Source organism: Streptomyces sp. CB02400 (assembly GCF_001905725.1).
Classification (GTDB): domain Bacteria; phylum Actinomycetota; class Actinomycetes; order Streptomycetales; family Streptomycetaceae; genus Streptomyces; species Streptomyces atrovirens.
Map to the genome: position 1 here is coordinate 145,664 of NZ_LIWB01000001.1, position 21,237 is coordinate 166,900.

Here is a 21,237-nt window from a genome sequence, read left to right on the forward strand (position 1 = left end):
CGGTGCCGCCCTCGGCGAGCCGGGCACCGGCGATGGACCGGTGGAGTGGTGATGACGCAGCCGACACCCGTGCGCTGCCCGGCGATCGAGCACCCGGACATCCCGATCAGTGACCCTGTCGGCCTGGACCCGCTGCTGGCCCGGCTGGGGTCGGACCGGGCGGTGGAGAGCGACGAGACGTTCCCGCTCGGCACCGTGCGCGCGGACGGCCGCGTCGACCTGTGCAAGCAGGGCCTCGGAGCGGCCGGCGCCGCCCGGCTGATGCCCGTCGCCGCCGCATCGCCGCACGCCCGGCACGTCCTGCTCGGCACCAACGCCATCGGCGACGAAGGGGCGTCGACGGTCGCCCGCGCGCTCGCCGACGGCCACGGCCTGCACACGCTCTACCTCGGCTGCAACCGCATCGGCCCGGAAGGCGCCACCGCGCTCGCCGACGCGCTCTCTACGGACGACACCGTTCGCGCCCTGTGGCTCAAGCGCAACCCGGTGGGCGACGACGGTGCCGTGGCGCTCGCCGCGACGCTCCGCCGCAACACCGCGCTGCGCACCCTCGACCTGGTCAACACCGGTGTCACCACCGAGGGCCTGCGCGCCCTGCTCGACGCCCTCACCGGCCGCCCGCGCCCGGTGGAACGCCTCTTCCTCGGCGGGAACGGCCTGACCGCCGACGCCGCCGGCCTGCTGGCGGCGCTGATCCGGGAGGCGGGCGTGCGCGAGCTGTACCTGCCCGCCAACCACCTCGGCGACGAAGGCGCCGCCGTCCTCGCGGCAGCCGCCGCCGACGCCGGACGGCCGGTACGCCTCGGCCTGGGCGGCAACGGCATCGGCCCCGCCGGCGCCCGCGCCCTCGCCGCCGCCCTGGGCGCCATCGAGACGCTCGACCTGGGACGGCCGATGTCCGAGCGGAGCCTCGGCGCCCCCGCCAACGCCACCGGTGACGAAGGCGCCCGCGCCCTGGCCGCCGCCCTCGCGGGCAGCCCGCTGCGCAGGCTGGAGCTGTGCCACACCGGGCTCACCGGGCGCGGCGCGAAGTCCCTGCTGGCGGCCGTGCCGGACGACTCACCGCTGGAGTACGTCGGTCTGGGACCGGGACTGCCCCGGAAGGTGAAGCGCTCCTTCACCCAGCGCCTGCGGCCCATGGCCGGGGCCCACCCCGACCTGCGCGCGATAGGAAGTGTCTACCGGTGAGCCGCCGCCCCGAACTCCCCTGCTTCCCACCGGAGGAGGCGGCGAGCTGGCGACGCGTCCGCCGCTACGCCGTGCCCCGGAGGATGATCGAGCGCGCCACCGAACGCCGTACCGCCGGTGACTGGCGGGGCGCGTGCGCGGCGGCCGGCGTGGATGTCGACATCGACCTGCCGGAGGTCGCCGAGCACTGCGGCGACGACGTCGCCGCGGCGCTGGAGGACGACCTGCGCCACCTGGTCCCGGACCTGGTGCGCTGGCACCTGCCCCGGGTGCTGGGCGGCTGGACCACCCTCGACACCGACCGGACCGTGGTCCTCGCCCGCTACCGGCCGGTGCGGGCGGGCGAGGGCCCCCGCTCCACGCCGTACCTGCACCTCGTCACACCCGCGATGCTGGAGGGCCCGCAGCGGATCACCCTGCGGTTCCGGACGATCACGGACGAGAAGACCGCCGGCGTCTTCGGACGCCCGACCGAGGACTGGCGGTACGTCCGGCACCTGTGGGACGCGCGCCGCACCGCCGAACTGCGCGAGCGGGGCGGCGGCGGTACCGAGCGGCCCCCCTTCCTCCACGCCGACGGCCGACCGCGCCGTACGGACGAACTGCCCGCGGCCGACCCCGGCCCCGCCGACGCGGCGGCCCGGGCCGAGTGGGTCACCCTGCTGCACCAGAAGGGCGAGATCGAGGCGGCCTTCGCCGCCGTCGGGGCCGAGCTCGACCTGACACCCCCGACCGGCCCCGGCTGGTACCGGGCCGATCCGGCGGTGCTCCTCGGCAGGATCGCGTTCGACCACACCCGCCTGGAGCGGGAGGTCCGCCGGCTGACGGACGAGGGCGTCGGGGACCGCTTCCTCGTCGCCGGCGACTGGCGCACCTGCGTCCTGCTGGAGCCGACGGCCACCGGCGGTCGCACCGCTCTCCGGGTGAGGGCCGTCGGCCGCGAGGAGGCCAAGGGCGTGCCCTTCCTGGCCGAAGCACTCTGGCGCAGGCTCCCCGACCTCGACCTGCTGCGCGTCGGCGGAGTGGAGCCGGAACACCTGCATCCACTGGTCCGCGAGGCGCTGTTCCCCGGCCTCCGGGTCGCCGACGGGACCGGCGGCCCGCCGGGCCCCACCGATCCCGCCCCCGTCCGGGTGCGATGCCGAGGCGAATGGCACGAGGTGGGCTTCCGCCCGGGCGGTCTGCTCCGCATGCCGCACAGCGACGAGGAGCAGCGGCGCGAGCGGGCCCTGCGCGCGTTCGGCGGCGCCGTCGCCGGATGCTTCGCCGTCGAGCAGACCTGGGCGTCCGGCAGCGGCCGGCTGCCGAAGGCACTGCGCGCCCAGCGGCAGGACCTTTTCCTGCGCGCCCAGCACGGTGACACCCACGGCGTGCTCCACCTCCTGGACGCCGGTGTGGATCCCCGGGTCCGCGACGCCTCCGGACGCTCGCTGCTCCACGTACTGCATCTCCTCGACCACGAACCGCTCCTGCCCCGGTTGCTCGCGGCGGGGCTCGACCTGGAGGCCCGGGACCAGCGGGACCGTACTCCGCTGTTCGTGGCGGTCAACGACGGCGGTTCCAGGGCTCTGGTGGAGGCACTCCTCGCCGCCGGCGCCCGGATCGACGTGGAAGACCAGATGGAGCTGTCGCTGGCCCAGGTCATCCGCCGCTACAAGCGTTCCGACCTGGCCTTCCTCCGGAAGCGCGTCCGGGAGGAGCACCCGGGCCTCGGGGCCGACTGGTGGGACGAGTACATGGACCGCGACGAAGAGGAGGAAGCGGACGACCACGAGCCTGTCGAGCCCGAGCCCGATGAGCCCGAGCCCGACGAGCCCGGACTCGACGAGTACAGCAAGGAACCGCCGTTTTGAGCACCGACCCCGCCTCCCGCACCGGACCGGCCCCGCTGGCCGCCGCCGACGACCTCGTCGGCAGACTGCGCACGCACCGCACCGAACCCGCCGCCAACCCCCAACTGGAGGCGCTGGCCCTGGCGGTGACGGCCAACCAGCCCGTCCTCCTGTGGGGCGAACCCGGCATCGGCAAGTCGGCCGGCCTGGAGCAGCTCGCCGCCGGACTCGGCCTCCCGCTGGAGACGGTCATCGCCAGCGTGCACGAGCCGTCGGACTTCGCGGGACTGCCGATCGTCGGGGACGACCCGGCCGTGACCGGTGTGCCGATGGCCCCGCCCGACTGGGCGGTCCGGCTCACCCGCGCCGGACAGGGCCTGCTCTTCTTCGACGAACTGTCCTCCGCGCCCCCGGCCGTGCAGGCGGCGCTGCTGCGGGTCGTCCTCGAACGCCGGGTCGGCAGCCTCGTCCTGCCCGACGCGGTACGCATCGTCGCCGCCGCAAACCCGCCGTCCAGTGCCGCCGACGGCTGGCACCTCAGCCCGCCGCTCGCCAACCGCTTCGTCCACCTCGACTGGACCCACGACCCGGCCACGGTCGCGCGCGGCATGGCCGGCACCTGGCCGGAGGTGGCCGTTCCCGCGGTCGATCCGGCCAAGGCGCCCGGTGCCGTCGCGCGGGCCCGCGGCGCCGTCTCCGGTTTCCTCACAGCCCGCCCGGGCCTGGTCCACCACATCCCCGCCGACGCCGAGAGCCGGGGCCGGTCGTGGCCGTCCCCGCGCACCTGGGAGATGGCGCTGCGGCTGCTCGCCACGGGATACGCGACCGGCGCCGGCCGCGAGGCCACGGCCGCCGCGCTCACCGGCGCCGTCGGGGACGGCGCGGGCATCGAACTGCTGTCGTACCTGGAACACCTCGACCTGCCCGACCCCGAGCGGGTCCTCGCCGACCCCGACGCGTTCGCCCTGCCCGAGCGCGGCGACCGCCAACTCGCCTTCCTCATCGCGGTCGTCGCCGCCATCCAGAGCGACCTCACCCGGCCCCGCTGGGAGGCCGGCTGGACGGTCCTGGCCAAGGCCGTGGACGCGGGCGTACCGGACGTGGCCGCCCGTGCCGCCACCGACCTCGCGTCGATGCGCCATCTGGACTGGCCCGTACCCCCGGGCATCGACGGATTCCTGGACCTGCTGCAGATGTCCGGGGCCCTGCCCGGCAGCCGCTGAGACCCACGAGCATGACGGACCCCCGCAGCCGCCTGGACACGACCAAACTGCTCGCCGCCCGCTACCGCGCGGCGAGCGACCGCCCCTACCTGGCGTCGGCCCTGTACGCCCTCACCGTCGTGCCGAGCCCCGACGTGCCGACGATGGGCGTGGACCGCCACTGGCGCTGCTACGTGTCACCCGCCTTCGTCGACGCGACCCCCGTGGAGGAACTCGCGGGCGTCTGGATCCACGAGGTGGCGCACCTGCTGCGCGACCACCACGGCCGCGCCGGCCGGCTCCCCGCCGCCGACCAGCGCGACCGGTACCGCGTCAACGTCGCCCAGGACTGCGAGATCAACGACGACCTCCTCGCCGACGGCCTGCGCCTGCCCGCCGGACGCGTCGAACCCCGCCTCTTCGGCCTGCCCGACGGGCAGCTGTTCGAGGCGTACCTGCCGCAACTGCCCCCGCACGTACGGGAACACGACTGCGGATCGGGCGCCCACGGCCGCCCCGCGCCCTGGGAACTCCCCGGATCCGCCGGCCCCGCCGCGCTCGGTGACGTCGAGGCCCAGGCGCTGCGCCGGCTCACCGCCGAGGCCATGCGCACCCACCAACGCACTCGCGGCACCCTGCCCGCGGGCTGGCAGCGCTGGGCCGAGGAACTCCTGGAACCCACGGTGGACTGGCGGCAGGCGCTGTCCGGCGCGGTCCGGGAAGCCGCCGCGTGGGCCGGCGGAGCCGTCGACTACACCTACCGCCGCCCGTCGCGCCGCACCCCGGCGCTGCGCGGCGTCGTCCTCCCCAGCCTGCGCCGCCCGCTGCCCCGGGTGGCCGTCGTCGTCGACACCTCGGGCTCGATGGGCGACGCGGAACTCGCGGCCGCCCTGGGCGAGGTCACGGGCGTGCTGCGCGAGGTCGGCGTGCGCGGCAACCGCGTCACCGTCCTCGCCTGCGACGCCGACGTGCACGCCGTCTCCCGGGTGACGTCCACCGAGCAGATCACCCTCGGCGGCGGGGGCGGCACGGACATGCGCGTCGGCATCGAAGCGGCCCTCGCGGCCCGCGACCGCCCGACCATCGTCATCGTCCTCACCGACGGCTTCACACCGTGGCCCGCCGAAACCCCGTCCTGCCGCATCGTCGCGGCCCTGATCGGCTCCGAGGCACCGCAGCCCCCTGGCTGGGTGGAGACGGTACGGGTCCCTCTCTGAGAGCCCGGTCAGTCGCCGGGTCTGACGGCCGGTGACGCCGAACTGCGGACGCAGCTCGGTCGCTGGGGAGGAGGTTGATGAAGTTCGGGCGTGGTGGGACGGCCCCGGGAGGCAGCTTGAGACGGGCCGTCTTTTGGGTGAGGGCTCGTCGTCGGCTTGATTCCTCTCCGTGAGGGTGCTCGGGCGATGGACAGACCTGCTTGCCCGGGCACCCTGCTCAGAGCCTCGTGGGTGAGGCAACCGCTGACGGACAGGGGGTGTTCACGATGTGACGGCGTCCTGACCGGAGCCTGCTGGACGCCGATCGGGACCATGACGAGGAAGGCACCGAGGATCTGTGCCGCGCCCAGGCGATCGTGGCCGAACAGCACGGCGAGCAGCGTGGCGGTGAGTGGTTCGAGGAGGACTGCGACGACTCCGGCGGCTGCACCGGCGTGATGCAAGCCTGCGAAGTAGCTGGTGTGGGCGACGGCCGTCGGCACCAGCCCGAGGAACATCACGGCGCCGACCGCGTCGATCCGCAGTGGCGGTCCCAGTCCGGACACCAGGCCGACGGGCAGCAGCAGGAGACCCCCGTCAGGAAGCCCAGCCCGGTCATGGCATCCCCGCCCGGACCGCGGGCCGTCGCGCCGCGACGCGTTCGCTCGCGCCTCGCTTCGGGCGAGCACTCCCCAGCCCTGTTCCAGGAGGTCGAAGGCCCGGTCGACGACCTCGCGGGGGGTGCTGTGGGCGCAGGCCGCGCGGGAGGCTTCGAGGGTGAAGTGGGCCAGGGCGGCGCCGCCGCGGCCGACGGCGACCGCGGCCTGTTCGTTCAGCGCAACAGCGGCGACCACATCCGCGTCTTACGTCATCCAGCGCGTCCCGGCCGGCTGGATCACCGCCGGCGGCCTCACCCCGCAGGACACCGACGGCATCCGCGCCCACCTCCTGGAGCGCTACCGCGACTGGTCACCCCGGCTGCGCCGGCTGATCACCGACAACGACGGCCCCTACGTCGACCGCCCGATCTTCGCCCTGCCCGTCCCGCACACCTGGGAGCACAGCCCCACGGTGACCCTGCTCGGGGACGCCGCCCACCTCATGCCCCCGCTCGGCGTCGGCGTCAACCTCGCCATGCTGGACGCCTGCGAACTCGCTCTCGCCCGCCACGACACCGTCGGCGAAGCCGTCCGCGCCTACGAGAAGACCATGCTTCCCCGCTCCACGGAGACGGCCCGGCTCCTCGACGGTGCCGCCACCGAGCTGCTCTCCACCGAGCTGCCCGACTTCGCCACCGCCGACCACCACTGACACCCAGGGGCGGGCCGAGGGGCAACCGGGTCCTCGTCACTCCCGCCCGATCAGGAACACCTGATCGTCACCGGCGCGTTCCGCGCAGCGTTCCGCCACGATCACCGCGCCCGCCTCCTCCGCACCCCCGCGGACGCCCACGCACAGCCCGTCGTCCCGCGCCGAGTGCAGCCGCCACCGGTCGGCACCGTCCGCCCGTTCGAGGCGGAACCACTGGGAGTCGCCGCCCGCCCGGCAGTCCTCCCAGGGTTCGAGCGTGTTTTGGAACGCGCCGTCGCCCAGGACGGTGAGGCAGCCGGTGCCGTGTTCCGGGTGGCGGAACTGGATCTGGTAGCGGCCGTCATCCGCCCGCTGGAGGTACACACGCGGAGGAGTGGCCTCCGCGCAAGGCCGTTGCACCGCGAGGAGTTTGGACTCGCCGTTCCTACGGACGTCCCCGTCGGTCAGGCACAACTCGGGTGCGCGTGCCGGGCGGATGCGTGAGTAGCTCGAAGTCGTAGGGGTGGCGGTCGACTTCGTGTTCTCGGCCCCGTCGTCCTGCGGCAGCAGCACCACCGCGCCGACGGCGAGCAGGACGACCGTGCCGAGTGAGGCCAGCGCGGCGGTCATGGCGGTCCTGCCGCGACGGGGGTCCGACGGTTCCGGCGGCCCGTCCGGGGGCTCCGGCTCCTGATCCGTACCGTCGGTCGCAGGGTCCTCCCCGGTCGCAGGGTCCTCCCCGGCCGTAGGGTCTTCCCCGGTCGCAGAGTCCTCCCCGGCCGCGAGCCGTTCCCTGGCCGTGAGCCACTCCGGTACGTCCTCCCCGGCACCGCACGCCCGGACCAGCGCCGCGACCACCTCCGCGCGCGGCAGCGCGTCCCGCCGTAGGACGTCCGCCAGGGTGCTGCGGGCCAGTACCTCGTCGCGTTCGGCGGCCCGCTGCTCCAGTTGACGGAAGGTCAGCCCGCTGTGTTCCTTGAGCTCCCGCAGCAGGGCGACATACTCGCGCGCCGTCCGCGCTTCTGCGGGGTCCACGCCCCCCGAGACCACCATGCGGTCATTCTCGTCACACCCGCCACAGCGGGCAACCGGTGTCCGGCGGTTATCGGACAGCCCGACCGCACCGTCCGCGCGCGCCGTTGACCAGGCCGGACAGGCTCCGTCTGTCCCGGACACGGCAAACCGTTGCCGGACAGGATCTCCCCGCCAAGACTCTGGTGCTGCCGCCGCGTTCCGGGCCCACGGGGGTGGACCGGATGCGGCGCGGTCATCGAAACCCCTCCACGACAGAAGGAGCAGTTCCCATGCCCACGTTCAGTCTGCGCACCCGTATCGCCCCGCTCGCCGTCGCCACCGCTCTCGTCGGCGGCCTGGTCGCCACCACGACCGCGGTCGCCCCGGACGCCCATGCGGCGAGCGGCAGTTACTACCTGTACTTCAAGAAGAACACGTCCAACCCGATCAACTCCAAGCTCTACCTGATGAAGAGCGTGGCCAACGCCAAGGACAAGGTCGTCGCCAGGTACCGCGCCGGCTCCGGCAACGGCAGCCAGAACGAGTGCGCCACCAACAAGGGCTGGCTGCCCGGCACCAACACGAAGAACGGCAAGTACAAGATCGAGTTCCACCGTACGAACTTCGACGGCATCATCAACGGCTACGTCATCAAGCTGTCCGACAAGAAGTGCACCCAGGGAGACAAGCGCACCAAGCGCACCGCGCTGTTCGTGCACAGCGAGATGAAGCCGAACGGCAAGCAGGGCACCATCGAGTCCGAGCGCTGGGACGGCACGCGCGACTACTACTCCAACGGCTGCATCAAGCTGAAGCCGGCCGACATCAAGGACCTCTTCGCCAAGGCCAAGCGCTACGGCTGGCCGAAGACGCTGTACGTCGTCAAGTAGGCCGCGCGGGAGCCACCCACCGGTGGCAGGCGGGAGTCCGCGCGTCAGCGCGGGCTCTCCACCACCGCGAACCGTGCCCCCTCCGGGTCCGTCACCGTGGCGACGCGGCCGTGGGGGCCGTCGTGGGGCGGGGTGAGGAGCCGGCCGCCCAGGCGGAGGACCTGCTCCACCGCGGCGTCGGTGCCGGCGACGGTGAAGTACGTCGTCCAGTGCGGGCCCCGGTCCCGGGGCAGGGCCCTGCCCACGCCGTGGACGCCGGCCACCGGGCGGCCGTTCAGGTGCAGGGTGACGTGGTCGGGGTCGGCGGAGACCGCCGGCTCCTCGTCGTAACCGAACACGGTCTCGTAGAACTTGGCGGTACGGGCCGACTCGAAGGTCGTCAGCTCGTTCCAGGCGGGGGTGCCGGGCACCCCGGAGACGTCGGTGCCCGGGCTCGCGGCCGCCTGCCAGACGCCGAAGACGGCACCGCCGGGGTCGGAGCCGATCGCCAGCCGGCCGGCGTCGGCGGCGTCCAGCGGGCCCACCCCGATGGTGCCGCCGCACGACCGCACCACGTCCGCCGTCAGGTCCACGTCGTCCGAGGCGAAGTACGGCGTCCAGGCGACCGGCAGATCACGGTCCGGCGGCAGCACCCCCATGCCGGCCACCTCACGGCCGTCGAGCAGGGCACGCACATACGGGCCGAGCTGCTGGGGGCCGGGGTGGAACTCCCAGCCGAACAGCGCCCCGTAGAACTCCTCGGTCGCCTCCAGGCCATGCACCATCAGGCTCACCCAGCAGGGTGTGCCGGGTGTGTGCCGAGCGGGCGCCCCGCCGTTCGGGCGGGCGTTCCCCCGTGCGTCGGTCATCGTCACTCTCTTCTCGGCCGCGTGTGCCGGCCGTTGTCCTCTCGCGTCCCGGCGGATCGTTCCCGCGCCGCTGTCGACACAGTACGTGCCCGATCCGGTACGCCTCGTGACCGGTCCTGTCCGGCCGAGCAGAGTAGCCGGACGCGGGCGGCTCGGCCACCCCGTGCGCGAGGATGGTGGCCATGAACGCCATCATCTCCGCACCCGACCTCGCGGGCGCGCTCGCGGGCGCCAACCCGCCGGTACTGCTCGACGTCCGCTGGCGGCTCAGCCTGGCCACGGCGGCCGGTGAGCCGCCGTTCGACGGACGGGCCGCGTACGGGGCCGGGCATCTTCCCGGCGCCGTCTTCGTCGACCTGGACCGGGAACTGGCTTCCGCTCCGGGCGGGCACGGCCGCCATCCGCTGCCGGACCTCGCGGTGTTCGGCGCCGCGATGCGGCGGGCGGGCGTGTCGTCCGGGACGCCGGTGGTCGTGTACGACGGGGGCCTGGGCTGGGGCGCCGCCCGCGCGTGGTGGCTGCTGCGCTGGACGGGTCACCCGGACGTGCGAGTCCTCGACGGTGGGTTGCCGTCCTGGGAGGGGCCGTTGGAGACGTCGGTGCCGCAGCCGGCCGAGGGGGACTTCGTACCGGTGCCGGGGGCGGACGGGCTGCTCGACGCCGACGGCGCGGCGGCGCTGGCGCGTTCGGGGGTGCTGCTGGACGCCCGCGCGGGGGAGCGGTACCGCGGTGAGGTGGAGCCGATCGACCGGGTGGGCGGGCACATTCCCGGCGCGGTCTCGGCGCCCACGACGGAGAACGTCGGCGCCGACGGCCGTTTCCTGCCCGCCGGGGAACTGGACGCCCGCTTCAAGGAACTGGGCGTGTCCCAGGGGGCACCGGTCGGCGTGTACTGCGGCTCGGGTGTCTCCGGCGCGCACGAGGTGCTGGCACTGGCGGTCGCGGGCATCCCGGCGGCGCTGTACGTCGGTTCCTGGTCGGAGTGGTCGTCCGACCCGGAGCGGCCGGTCGCGGTGGGCCCGGACCCGCAGTAGAGCAGTAGAACAATAGACCGGGGCCCGGAGTCCGGACGCAGGCCTTCGGGCCTCGGGCTGTGAGGGGAGCGGATCTGCCGGCGACACGCCGTCGGCGGGCCGTTCCGCCGGGAGATTCGCTCCTGTCGGCGTCTTGTCCGCTGGATCAGCCAGCGGTATCCGTGTGGCGAGCGCCCTCATGCCGTCAATCGGCCGCGGACACGGACCGCCCGAACGAGCTACTCCTGCTTCTTCCGTCGCGTCCCGAACACGATCTCGTCCCAGCTCGGCACCGCCGCGCGGCGGCCCGGACGGACGCCGTCCGCCTCGGCCTGACGGTCGGTCGAGCCGATGAGCCGGTCCCGGTGGCTGGTGACGGAACGCGGCATGAGGACATCCGCGTACGCGGCCCCGGCCGAGGCCGCGGGGGCCGGCGGTTCCTCCGCCTCGGGCTCGGGGTCCGGCTCCTCGGGAGCGGTCTCGGCCGGGCGCTCCGGGACGACCAGGTCGCCCCGGAAGCTCGGGACCGCCTCCAGCAGGCTGGTCAGCGAGTCCCGTTCGCCCGACGCCGTGGCCGTCAGGGACTCCTCGTCGGGCTCGGACGCCTGCGCGGGCAGGCTCGGGCGCTCGCGGTCGCCGGGACGGTCGAGCGGGCGGTCCCGCGGCAGCCGGGCGATGCGCGGCACGAAGGGGAAGCTGGGCTCGGGCGCGGCGAGGTCGTCGGACTCGCCGATCAGCGAGCGCGCCTCGTCGTCGACGGCCTGGACGAGCCGCCGGGGCGGGTCGTACGTCCAGCTCGCCGAGTGCGGCTCGCCCGCGACCCGGTAGACCAGCAGCACCTCCCAGGTGCCGTCGTCGCGGCGCCAGGAGTCCCACTGGACGGTGTCCTTCTCGGCGCCGCGCAGCAGCAGCCGCTCCTGTACCGCCTCGCCCAGCGGGGGACCGGAGTTCTCGCCGGGGCGGCGGACGGGGGTCTTGCGGGCGCGCTCGGCCATGAACGCGCGCTCGGCGAGGACGGGGCCCTCGAAGCGGCGTACGCGGTCCACGGGGATGCCGGCCATCTGCGCGACCTCTTCCGCGGTCGCGCCCGCTCTTATACGCGCCTGGATGTCGCGGGGGCGGAGATGGCTCTCCACCTCGATCTCGATCTGGCCGAGGCGGGGACGGTCGCCGCGCACGGCGGCCCGGAGCCGTTCGTCGATCGGAAGGGTGTACTCCGTGCTGTCCGCAGCCTTCAGCACCAGCCGTGTGCCGTCATTCGAGACGGCCACGACACGCAGTTCGGGCATGGGGACCTCCCGGGTGGTGCCTGCCGACGTCACGTGCGTCGCTGCTTCCGCTAGTCGAGTGTGGCCTGCCCGGGTGCAGCCTGCCACAACCTTGCCTATTTGCCCGGCGTGTCGGGCGCGGGCCCTGGATCGCCGTTATGGCACGGTTACCTATTCGCAACGCTAAGTGACCAACTGCGTCACCCTGTGCAACTAGCCCCCTCCCGGCGGTCCTTCGCGGTTCCGGGCACCCTGACGGGCGACCGGGCCCAAGGCTCGCAAGAGTACTCCATTTGGGCCACGTGCGTGGATTGGCACGCCGTGCAGCGAATCCTCTACGACCCCAGGACCCTCCGCAAGTGGTCGTTCCGGAACCGGCGTTCCGGGTCGAGCCGGTCCCGCAGCGCCGTGAACTCCTCGAAGCGCGGATACACCCGTGAGAGGTAATCGGCGTCGCGCGTGTGGATCTTCCCCCAGTGGGGACGCCCCTCGTGGGCGGTGAAGACGCGCTCGGCCGCGGTGAAGTACCCCTGATAGGGGGTGCCCCTGAACATGTGGACGGCGATGTAGGCGCTGTCCCGGCCGGACGCGGTGGACAGCGTGATGTCGTCGGCCGGCGCGGTGCGCACCTCGACGGGGAAGCTGACCCGCAGCGGAGAGCGGTCGACCATCGCCTTCAGCTCCCGCAGCGTCTCCACCAGGGCCGCGCGCGGAACGGCGTACTCCATCTCCACGAAGCGCACCCGGCGCGGCGAGGTGAAGACCTTGTACGGGATGTCGGTGTAGGTCCGCGCGGAGAGCGCCCTGCTGGAGATCCGCGCGATGGCCGGAATGCTCGCGGGCGCCGCGCGGCCGACCCAGTTGGCCGCCTGGAAGACCCCGTTGGAGAGGAACTCGTCCTCGAACCAGCCCTTGAGGCGCGGCACCGGCCGCTCCGGGCCCGCGCTGCGGTTGTTGCGCTTGGTGTTGGTGTTGCCGGTGTGCGGGAACCAGTAGAACTCGAAGTGCTCGTTCTCGGCGTGCAACTGGTCGAACTCTGCGCAGACCCGGTCGAAGGGCATCGGCTCCTCACGGGCGGTGAGCAGGAAGACCGGCTCCACGGCGAAGGTGATCGCGGTGACGATGCCGAGGGCGCCGAGCCCGATCCGGGCGGCGGCGAAGACGTCCGGGTTCTCCTTCTCGGAGCAGGTGAGCACCGAACCGTCGGCGGTGACCAGCTCCAGGCCCCGGATCTGGGCGGCGATGGAGGCGGAGTCGCGACCCGTGCCGTGGGTGCCCGTACTGGTGGCCCCGGAGACCGTCTGCTCCATGATGTCGCCCATGTTGGTCAGCGACAGACCCTCCCGCGCGAGGGCCGTGTTCAGCCGCTTGAGCGGGGTGCCGGCCTCCACCGTGACCGTGCCGGCCGCGCGGTCGATGTGACGTATGCCCGTCAGCAGATGAGGGCGGATCAGCAGGCCGTCGGTGGCGGCTATCGAGGTGAACGAGTGGCCGGTGCCGACCGCCTTCACCGGCATGCCGTCCTCGGCGGCCCGGCGCACGGCGGCGGCCAGCTCGTCGACGGAGGCGGGCGAGGTCTCCCGCGCGGGGCGGACGGAGACGTTGCCGCCCCAGTTACGCCATGTGCCGTTCCTCGCGCTCGCTGTGCTGCCCAACGGAGCCTCCCCGACCCGGAGCCGGCCGTTTGAGCCGGCGGTACCCGAGGAAACCGACCGCGACCGCGACGGCCCCGGCCACCGCCGGAACCCCGTACCCGGCACGCGCCCCGGCCGCGTCGATCACCCAGCCGGCCACGGAGGAGCCGAGCGCGACCCCGACCGCGAGCCCGGTGCTCACCCAGGTCATGCCCTCGGTGAGCTGCGCGCGTGGTACGTGCTCTTCGATGAGGGACATCGTCGTGATCATCGTCGGAGCGATGGACAGACCCGCAACGAACAGCGCCACGGCCAGAAACGGCAGGTTCCCGACCAGTAGGAGTGGGATCATACTCACGGCCATGGCGCAGACGCCCAGCAGCCAGCGACGTTCCGGCGCCCCCGCGAAGTGCATCAGCCCGAACACGGCGCCCGCCACACAGGAGCCCAGCGCGTACACGGCGAGCACCACGCTCGCGGCGGTCTTGTGCCCCTCCTCCTCGGCGAAGGCCACGGTGACCACGTCCACGGCACCGAAGATCGCCCCCGTCGCCACGAACGTCGCCACCAGCACCTGGAGGCCCGGGGCGCGCAGCGCCGTGCCGCCGCCGTCCTTGTGCTCGCGCGGGTGCGGCTCGGGCTCGGTGGCGCGCTGCGCGGTCAGCCAGAAGACACCGGCCGCCAGGAAGCAGGCCGCGAGCAGCGGGCCGGCCTCCGGGAACCAGGCCGTGGACAGTCCGATGGAGATGATCGGCCCGAAGACGAAGCACATCTCGTCCACCACGGACTCGAACGAGTACGCGGTGTGCAGCTTCGGGGTGCCCCGGTACAGGGCGGCCCAGCGGGCCCGGATCATCGAGCCGACGCTCGGTACGCAGCCGATGCCGACGCACGCGACGAACAGCACCCACTCCGGCCAGCCGTAGTGCGCGGCGAACAGCAGCACGGCCGCCGCGGTGAGCGAGACCAGCGTCGCGGGGCGCAGCACCCGCCGCTGCCCGTACTGGTCCACCAGGCGCGAGACCTGCGGGCCCGCCACGGCGGCGGCCAGCGCGATGGTCGCCGACAGTGCGCCGGCCAGCCCGTACCGGCCGGTGAGCTGGGAGACCATCGTCACCACGCCGATGCCCATCATGGACAGTGGCATCCGGCCGAGGAACCCCGCGGCGGAGAAGGCCTTGCTGCCGGGGGCGGCGAACAGGGCGCGATAGGGGCTGGGCACGGGATCTCCGGAGGGGCTCAGTAAGGTGCGACCGCAGTCGATACAGCTTACGGGTTAGGTCACCCTAATACACCCCGGAATTCCGCGTCATGGCCGGTGACACCCCCCGCCCCGTCCCGCCTGTCGGTGCCGGGTGGCAGGATCGAGACATGCCTGACGTGCTCGATGCCAGCCCCTATGACGCCCTGCTCCTGCTCTCTTTCGGTGGTCCCGAAGGCCCGGACGACGTGGTCCCGTTCCTGGAGAACGTGACGCGCGGGCGCGGCATCCCCAAGGAACGCCTCAAGGAGGTCGGGCAGCACTACTTCCTCTTCGGCGGGGTCAGCCCCATCAACGACCAGAACCGGGCCCTGCTGGACGCGCTGCGCAAGGACTTCGCCGACCACGGCCTGGACCTGCCGGTCTACTGGGGCAACCGCAACTGGGCGCCCTACCTCACCGACACCCTGCGCGAGATGGTCCGCGACGGCCGCCGCCGGATCCTCGTCCTGGCCACCAGTGCCTACGCCTCGTACTCGGGCTGCCGCCAGTACCGCGAGAACCTCGCCGACGCCCTCGCGGCCCTGGAGCAGGAGGGGCTGGAGCTGCCGAAGATCGACAAGCTGCGGCACTACTTCAACCACCCCGGCTTCGTAGAGCCCATGGTCGACGGGGTGGTGCGGTCCCTCGCCGACCTCCCCGAGGACGTCCGGGACGGCGCGCACATCGCCTTCTGCACCCACTCGATCCCCACCTCCGCCGCCGACACCTCCGGCCCCGTCGAGGACCACGGCGACGGCGGCGCGTACGTCCGGCAGCACCTGGACGTGGCCCAGGTGATCGCCGACGCCGTCCGCGAGCGCACCGGCGTCGACCGCCCCTGGCAGCTCGTCTACCAGTCCCGCTCCGGCGCCCCGCACATCCCCTGGCTGGAGCCCGACATCTGCGACCACCTCGAGGAGCGGCACGCGGCCGGGGTCCCGGCCGTGGTCATGGCCCCCATCGGCTTCGTCTCCGACCACATGGAGGTCATCTACGACCTCGACACCGAGGCCACCGCCAAGGCGGGGGAGCTGGGCCTGCCGGTGCGCCGCTCGGCGACCGTCGGCGCCGACCCGCGGTTCGCCGCCGCGGTCCGTGAGCTGATCGTGGAGCGCGCGGTCGCCGAACGCGGGCAGGACGTCACGCCGTGCGCCCTGGGCGCGCTCGGCGCGAGCCACAACCTCTGCCCGGTGGGCTGCTGCCCGGCCCGTGCCCCGCGCCCCGCCGCCGCGGGCGCCGACAGCCCCTACGCATGAGGAGCGCCGTGACCGACCCCCTGCACGCGGAACTGCTGGAGCTCGCCCGGGAGGCCGCCCGCCGCGCGGGCGAGCTGCTGCGGGACGGCCGCCCGGCCGACCTCGCGGTCGCCGCGACCAAGTCCAGCCCGATCGACGTCGTCACCGAGATGGACATCGCGGCCGAGAAGCTGATCACCACGCTGATCGCCGAGCGCCGCCCGGAGGACGGCTTCCTCGGCGAGGAGGGCGCCTCCACCGAGGGCAGCAGCGGCATCCGCTGGGTGATCGACCCGCTCGACGGCACGGTCAACTACCTGTACGGCCTGCCCACCTGGGCCGTCTCCATCGCCGCCGAGCAGGACGGCGAGACCGTGGCCGGGGCGGTCGCGGCCCCCATGCGCGGTGAGGCGTACCACGCGGTACGCGGCGGCGGAGCCTGGGCCACCGGCGCCTGGGAGGGCGAGCGGCGGCTGACCTGCCGTCCCTCGCCGCCCCTGGACCAGGCCCTGGTGTCGACCGGCTTCAACTACGTCACCGAGGTCCGCACCCACCAGGCCGACGTGGCACAGCGGCTGATCCCCCGGCTTCGGGACATCCGGCGCGGCGGCTCGGCCGCGATCGACCTGTGCGACCTCGCCGCGGGGCGCCTCGACGGCTACTACGAGCGCGGGCTGCACCCCTGGGACCTGGCGGCCGGTGACCTGATCGCCCGTGAGGCGGGCGCCCTGACCGGTGGCCGCCCCGGAGACCGCCCGTCCTGGGACCTCACGGTCGCGGCCACCCCGGGCGTCTTCGAGCCGCTCCAGCACATCTTGGAGGACCTGGGGGCTTGGCACGACTGACGGGCCGCCGGCACGGCTGACGGGCGCTGGCGGGGGTGACATCCGACCAAGGTCCGGCACCGGGACAGGTGAACCGGCGGCAGGGGCCCACCAACGCCCACTGTCCCCACGCGTCGGCCGTGAGGGAGCCGTAGGGGCACGCCGGTGGCGAGACCGCATGGGGCCCCTCCCGCTCGAGCGAAGTCGAGAGTGGGGGAGCGCGGAGGCCCGAAGGGGCGAGCACGATCGCGGTCTCGCCACCGGCTGGGACGCCCCGTAGGCGAACGGACGAAACAAACGGGCCCCGGCGCTGGATTCGCCGGGGCCCGTTCTGGTGCGAGCCGATCAGACGCTGTACGCGCCGACCTCCACGCCGTGTTCGGCGGCGAGGCGGCGCAGGTCGTCGAGTTCGCCCTGTTCCACGTCGACGAGGAAGTCGTCGCCGTCGTCGCGGGCCCGCGACAGGTCGGACTCGGTCGCCTTTATGCGCTGCAGAAGTCCTGCGGTGAATGCGTCCATGCTGCGCCCCCTCGTCCTGGGTCGGTGGGTCGGTGGCACGGGGGTGTGCCGTTCGGAAGGGACGATCACGTCCGAAGCGGATGCCCAGCGCCGCTCGGCCGGGCGGCGACGGTGCCGGACATCCACGCCCGCTCTGCGGAAGCGGACCGTTACGTACCGCATGGTGGCGCGGTACGTGCAGAGCGTGATCGCGGGATGTAAAACCCGTCCTCCCCAAGCTCCCTTCCGGGGAAACCTAACCGCGCGAGAAATTCTCGTATTCCCGCCCCGTTCGTCCGGACGTTCCCCTGTCCCGCACCCGCCCGCCACCGCCCGTTCCCCCGCCTTACAGCCGACTTACGGCCGAAAAGGGCAGGATGGAGGCAACACACCCACCCGTACCCCTGCCCGAGTGCGCCCTGCGGCGCTGTCCGACCAAGGGCGGGACATGAGGAAGGACAAGCGACGTGCGCGTACTCGTCGTCGAGGACGAGCAGCTGCTCGCCGATGCGGTGGCCACCGGACTGCGCCGGGAGGCCATGGCCGTCGACGTCGTGTACGACGGTGCGGCCGCCCTGGAGCGCATCGGCGTCAACGACTACGACGTGGTCGTCCTCGACCGCGACCTCCCGCTCGTGCACGGCGACGACGTCTGCCGCAAGATCGTCGAGCTCGGCATGCCCACGCGCGTGCTGATGCTCACGGCCTCCGGCGACGTCAGCGACCGTGTCGAGGGCCTGGAGATCGGCGCCGACGACTATCTGCCCAAGCCCTTCGCGTTCAGCGAGCTCATCGCCCGCGTGCGCGCCCTGGGGCGGCGTACGAGCGTGCCGCTGCCGCCCGTTCTGGAGCGTGCCGGGATCAAGCTCGACCCCAACCGCCGCGAGGTCTTCCGCGACGGCAAGGAGGTGCAGCTCGCGCCGAAGGAGTTCGCCGTCCTGGAGGTGCTCATGCGCAGCGAGGGAGCGGTCGTCTCCGCGGAGCAGCTCCTGGAGAAGGCCTGGGACGAGAACACGGACCCGTTCACCAACGTGGTGCGGGTGACCGTGATGACCCTGCGCCGCAAGCTGGGGGAGCCGCCGGTCATCGTGACCGTGCCCGGCTCCGGATACCGGATCTGATGACCGATGGCCGCCACACCCGCGCCCCCCACGGCGCCCCCCAAGCCCACCTGGGACCCGAGGAAGGGCGACCCGCCCTTCCCGTGGCTGCGTCCCACCATCCGCATACGCCTCACGCTGCTGTACGGCGGCATGTTCCTGATCGCCGGGATCCTGCTGCTGTCGATCATCTACCTGCTGGCCGCCCAGGCGCTCAATGACGGCGGCAGCGGCCAGTCCTTCCAGGTGACCGGCAGCAACATCGACATCACCAGCGAGACCTGTCCGCAGCTGAACGGCGCGACCACCAACGGCCAGCTCAACGACATGCTCAAGCAGTGCAACACCATCCAGCGGCAGCACGCGCTGGACGATCTGCTCAGCCGCTCCCTGGGGGCCCTGCTCGGTCTCGCGATCATCGCCTTCGCCTTCGGCTACGCCATGGCCGGCCGGGTCCTGTCGCCGCTGGGCCGGATCACCCGCACCGCCCGCGCGGTGGCCGGTTCGGACCTGTCCCGCCGGATCGAGCTGGACGGCCCGGACGACGAGCTGAAGGAGCTGGCCGACACCTTCGACGACATGCTGGAGCGGCTCCAGCGGGCGTTCACCGCCCAGCAGCGCTTCGTGGGCAACGCCTCGCACGAGCTGCGCACCCCGCTGGCGATCAACCGCACGCTCCTGGAGGTGCACCTCTCCGATCCCGGAGCGCCGGTGGAGCTCCAGCAGCTCGGCAAGACGCTGCTGTCCACCAACGAGCGCAGCGAGCAGCTCGTGGAGGGCCTGCTGCTGCTCGCCCGCAGCGACAACCAGATCGTCGAGCGCAAGCCCGTGGACCTCGCCGAGGTCGCCACCCAGGCGATCGACCAGGTGCACGGCGAGGCGGAGGCCAAGGGCGTGGAGATCCGCGGCGCACGCCGGCCGGCGGTCGTCCAGGGCAACGGCGTGCTGTTGGAGCGGATCGCGCTGAACCTGGTGCAGAACGCCGTGCGGTACAACGTGCCCGAGGAGGGCTGGGTCGAGGTCACCACCGACGTGGAGCACGGACAGGCGGTCCTGGTGGTGTCGAACACGGGCCCGGTGGTACCGGCGTACGAGATCGACAACCTCTTCGAGCCGTTCCGGCGGCTGCGCACCGAGCGCACGGGCAGCGACAAGGGTGTCGGACTCGGTCTGTCCATCGTGCGGTCGGTCGCCCGGGCGCACGGCGGCCACATTTACGCACAACCGCGCGAAGGGGGCGGGCTCGTGATGCGTGTCACCCTGCCGATCTGAGATGATGCCGCCGACACAACGGGGTGTTCGCTTTGGGCGGAATTTTCGGGGCGCCTCTCCTGTATCCCCGTGTGTGATCGATCACAGGAGCGATTCCCCGGCCGTCCACTCTCCGTGATCATGTATCCCCGAGAAAGTCGGGAAAGTCCCGGTTTTCAGGGGGCTTGATCACGGGAAGTACACGGTGAGGCGCCTTTGGAGTGCGGCATCCGGACCGTGTACGGTCCCCATCGCCATCCAAGCCGATCACTCATGAGGAGTTCGGTTGGGTGTCGATTGAGTAACAGACCTTGATGTGAGGCAAAATCTCCGCCTCAGGTCGGGCACAAGTCCGGCCTCTCACGCGTTACGTGCGCTGGAGACACCGCATACACCCAGAGGGGGAGAGCGACAATGGCAACCGACTACGACACTCCACGCAAGACCGACGACGACGTCGACTCGGACAGCCTGGAAGAGCTGAAGGCCCGGCGGAACGACAAGTCGGCCTCGGCCGTGGACGTCGACGAGTTCGAGGCCGCCGAGGGCCTGGAACTGCCCGGAGCGGACCTCTCGAACGAGGAGCTGGCCGTCCGGGTCCTGCCCAAGCAGCAGGACGAGTTCACCTGCATGAGCTGCTTCCTGGTCCACCACCGCAGCCAGCTGGCCCGCGAGAAGAACGGCCAGCCGATCTGCCGCGACTGCGACTGAGGCGGGGTCGGCCGTGACTGGCTCGACCCCTCCGCGGAAGCGCCGCTTCTTCACGAGGGGAGCGGACCAAGGGCCCGAGGAGGGCCCGGAGCACGACACGCGTGACCAAGAGCGGGGCTCAACCGGTACCGGGGCGGCCTCGCTCGAAGCGGCAGCCCGTCGGGGTGACCTCCCGGCCCCCCTGGAGGTCACCGCGCCCGTGGCGCACCGGCGGGCCGCCGTGATCCGCGAGAAGGCCCTGGAAGGCGCCCGCAAGGGCGGTGCCCGCGCCCGCGCGGGACTGGCGCATCTCGCGGACCGGATCATCGAGATCGCCCCGCGTGTGCCCGTACGCGACCTCGGGACGCTGCGCCGGCAGTTCCCCGGCCTCGGCCCCGAGGAGCTCGCGGACAAGCTCGTGGCGGGCGCCGCGAAGGCCACGGCGACGGTCGGGGCCGGAGTCGGCGCGGCGGCCATGATGCCCGTACCGCCCGCGATGCCGACGGAGCTGGCCGCCGAGATCACCGGCGTCGCCGCGATCGAGCTGAAGCTGATCGCCGAACTCCACGAGGTCTACGGCGTACGGCCGGCCGGCACCCTCGCCCAGCGCAGCACCGTGTACCTCAACTCCTGGTCGGAGGAGCGCGGCATCGAGGCCACCAAGCCCTCGACCGTGAGCGCGGCGCTGAACAGCCACATGAAGCGCCAACTGCGCCAGCGGATCATGAAGCGCACGGTCCGCAACCTGCCGAACCTGATGCCGTTCCTGGTGGGAGCCGCCGTGGGCGCCGCCATGAACCGCAGAGACACCAGAAAGCTCGCCGCACGCATCCGGGACGACCTGCGCAAGGTCCAGGTGCCCTGGGACGCGCTGCCGGCCCTCCCCGCCCTGGAGCGCCCCGAGAACGCCCTCCCCGAGGACGCCCTCAAGGAACTCGGCGGCCACCATGACGGGCACCAGGCTCCCTGAAGGCCGCCTCCCGGGCCGGTGACGGCCGCAGCCACGCCCCCGGTCCTTGCC

The 21,237-nt window shown here is 72.8% G+C and carries 19 protein-coding genes and 1 pseudogene; 13 read left to right on the plus strand and 7 right to left on the minus strand.

Annotated features, from left to right (window positions below; genetic code table 11):
- The first annotated feature begins 51 nt into the window (after positions 1–51).
- From AMK33_RS00600 to AMK33_RS00615, 4 genes are read left to right on the plus strand one after another with little or no spacing between them, the layout of a single operon-like run.
- Positions 52–1,188 carry a gala protein gene (locus tag AMK33_RS00600; protein WP_073931457.1) on the plus strand — a complete coding sequence of 379 codons (1,137 nt, stop codon included), beginning with the start codon at positions 52–54 and terminating at the stop codon, positions 1,186–1,188.
- Entirely contained in the window at positions 1,185–3,041 is a 1,857-nt protein-coding gene (locus AMK33_RS00605; RefSeq protein WP_073930680.1) for an ankyrin repeat domain-containing protein, read from the plus strand. The genes AMK33_RS00600 and AMK33_RS00605 overlap by 4 nt, the downstream gene beginning before the upstream one ends.
- Positions 3,038–4,243: an AAA family ATPase gene (locus AMK33_RS00610; RefSeq protein ID WP_073930681.1), complete on the plus strand. Its 1,206-nt coding sequence runs from the start codon at positions 3,038–3,040 to the stop codon at positions 4,241–4,243. Before AMK33_RS00605 ends, AMK33_RS00610 begins: the two co-directional genes overlap by 4 nt.
- An 11-nt stretch (positions 4,244–4,254) precedes the next feature.
- Positions 4,255–5,439, plus strand: coding sequence for a vWA domain-containing protein (locus AMK33_RS00615; RefSeq protein ID WP_073930682.1), 1,185 nt, complete (start codon positions 4,255–4,257; stop codon positions 5,437–5,439).
- An 8-nt stretch (positions 5,440–5,447) separates the two neighbouring features.
- Here the strand turns inward: AMK33_RS00615 and AMK33_RS40180 are convergent, their stop codons facing one another.
- Entirely contained in the window at positions 5,448–6,272 is an 825-nt protein-coding gene (locus AMK33_RS40180) for a DMT family transporter (RefSeq protein WP_327378014.1), read from the minus strand.
- Here AMK33_RS40180 and AMK33_RS00625 point away from each other — a divergent pair.
- Positions 6,201–6,729, plus strand: a pseudogene (locus AMK33_RS00625) (FAD-dependent oxidoreductase); the annotation flags it as partial. The gene AMK33_RS40180 and the pseudogene AMK33_RS00625 overlap by 72 nt on opposite strands.
- Positions 6,730–6,765: 36 nt before the next feature.
- Here the strand turns inward: AMK33_RS00625 and AMK33_RS00630 are convergent.
- Positions 6,766–7,761 carry a helix-turn-helix domain-containing protein gene (locus tag AMK33_RS00630; RefSeq protein WP_073930683.1) on the minus strand — a complete coding sequence of 332 codons (996 nt, stop codon included), beginning with the start codon at positions 7,759–7,761 and terminating at the stop codon, positions 6,766–6,768.
- Positions 7,762–8,012: 251 nt separating this feature from the next.
- Between AMK33_RS00630 and AMK33_RS00635 the strand changes: the two genes are divergently transcribed.
- Positions 8,013–8,612 carry a L,D-transpeptidase family protein gene (locus tag AMK33_RS00635; RefSeq protein ID WP_073930684.1) on the plus strand — a complete coding sequence of 200 codons (600 nt, stop codon included), beginning with the start codon at positions 8,013–8,015 and terminating at the stop codon, positions 8,610–8,612.
- 44 nt (positions 8,613–8,656) lie between these two features.
- Here AMK33_RS00635 and AMK33_RS00640 read toward each other — a convergent pair whose 3' ends face one another.
- Complete coding sequence (locus AMK33_RS00640) at positions 8,657–9,460, minus strand: VOC family protein (protein WP_073931458.1); 804 nt, start codon at positions 9,458–9,460, stop codon at positions 8,657–8,659.
- Positions 9,461–9,642: 182 nt separating this feature from the next.
- On the opposite strand from AMK33_RS00640, the gene AMK33_RS00645 reads away from it, so the two are divergent.
- Positions 9,643–10,494, plus strand: a complete 852-nt coding sequence (locus AMK33_RS00645; protein WP_073930685.1) for a sulfurtransferase — start codon at positions 9,643–9,645, stop codon at positions 10,492–10,494.
- A gap of 218 nt (positions 10,495–10,712) precedes the next feature.
- On the opposite strand, the gene sepH is transcribed toward AMK33_RS00645, so the two are convergent.
- From sepH to AMK33_RS00660, 3 genes are all read right to left on the minus strand, one after another.
- Positions 10,713–11,762 (minus strand): septation protein SepH, encoded by a 1,050-nt coding sequence (sepH, locus tag AMK33_RS00650; protein WP_073930686.1) that lies wholly within the window; start codon positions 11,760–11,762, stop codon positions 10,713–10,715.
- 314 nt (positions 11,763–12,076) lie between these two features.
- Positions 12,077–13,396: a D-arabinono-1,4-lactone oxidase gene (locus tag AMK33_RS00655; RefSeq protein WP_073930687.1), complete on the minus strand. Its 1,320-nt coding sequence runs from the start codon at positions 13,394–13,396 to the stop codon at positions 12,077–12,079.
- The gene (locus tag AMK33_RS00660; RefSeq protein ID WP_073930688.1) at positions 13,356–14,597 is read right to left on the minus strand and encodes an MFS transporter; all 1,242 of its coding nucleotides are present in this window, start codon (positions 14,595–14,597) and stop codon (positions 13,356–13,358) included. The genes AMK33_RS00655 and AMK33_RS00660 overlap by 41 nt, the downstream gene beginning before the upstream one ends.
- A gap of 149 nt (positions 14,598–14,746) precedes the next feature.
- Between AMK33_RS00660 and AMK33_RS00665 the strand changes: the two genes are divergently transcribed.
- Both AMK33_RS00665 and AMK33_RS00670 read left to right on the plus strand, forming a co-directional pair.
- Positions 14,747–15,874, plus strand: a complete 1,128-nt coding sequence (locus AMK33_RS00665; RefSeq protein WP_073930689.1) for a ferrochelatase — start codon at positions 14,747–14,749, stop codon at positions 15,872–15,874.
- 8 nt (positions 15,875–15,882) lie between these two features.
- Positions 15,883–16,698 carry an inositol monophosphatase family protein gene (locus AMK33_RS00670; RefSeq protein WP_073930690.1) on the plus strand — a complete coding sequence of 272 codons (816 nt, stop codon included), beginning with the start codon at positions 15,883–15,885 and terminating at the stop codon, positions 16,696–16,698.
- 324 nt (positions 16,699–17,022) lie between these two features.
- On the opposite strand, the gene AMK33_RS42725 is transcribed toward AMK33_RS00670, so the two are convergent.
- The gene (locus tag AMK33_RS42725) at positions 17,023–17,196 is read right to left on the minus strand and encodes a hypothetical protein (RefSeq protein WP_167748545.1); all 174 of its coding nucleotides are present in this window, start codon (positions 17,194–17,196) and stop codon (positions 17,023–17,025) included.
- A gap of 446 nt (positions 17,197–17,642) precedes the next feature.
- Here AMK33_RS42725 and AMK33_RS00680 point away from each other — a divergent pair, with 446 nt between their 5' ends.
- The 4 genes from AMK33_RS00680 (at position 17,643) to AMK33_RS00695 (ending at position 21,186) form a co-directional block, all read left to right on the plus strand.
- On the plus strand, positions 17,643–18,296 hold the full coding sequence (locus tag AMK33_RS00680; protein WP_003993508.1) for a response regulator transcription factor: 654 nt from the start codon (positions 17,643–17,645) through the stop codon (positions 18,294–18,296).
- 6 nt (positions 18,297–18,302) lie between these two features.
- Positions 18,303–19,547 carry a sensor histidine kinase gene (locus AMK33_RS00685; protein ID WP_073930692.1) on the plus strand — a complete coding sequence of 415 codons (1,245 nt, stop codon included), beginning with the start codon at positions 18,303–18,305 and terminating at the stop codon, positions 19,545–19,547.
- Between the two features lie 393 nt (positions 19,548–19,940).
- Positions 19,941–20,237, plus strand: a complete 297-nt coding sequence (locus AMK33_RS00690) for a DUF4193 domain-containing protein (protein WP_003993510.1) — start codon at positions 19,941–19,943, stop codon at positions 20,235–20,237.
- A gap of 13 nt (positions 20,238–20,250) precedes the next feature.
- Complete coding sequence (locus AMK33_RS00695; RefSeq protein ID WP_073930693.1) at positions 20,251–21,186, plus strand: hypothetical protein; 936 nt, start codon at positions 20,251–20,253, stop codon at positions 21,184–21,186.
- Positions 21,187–21,237 lie beyond the last annotated feature (51 nt).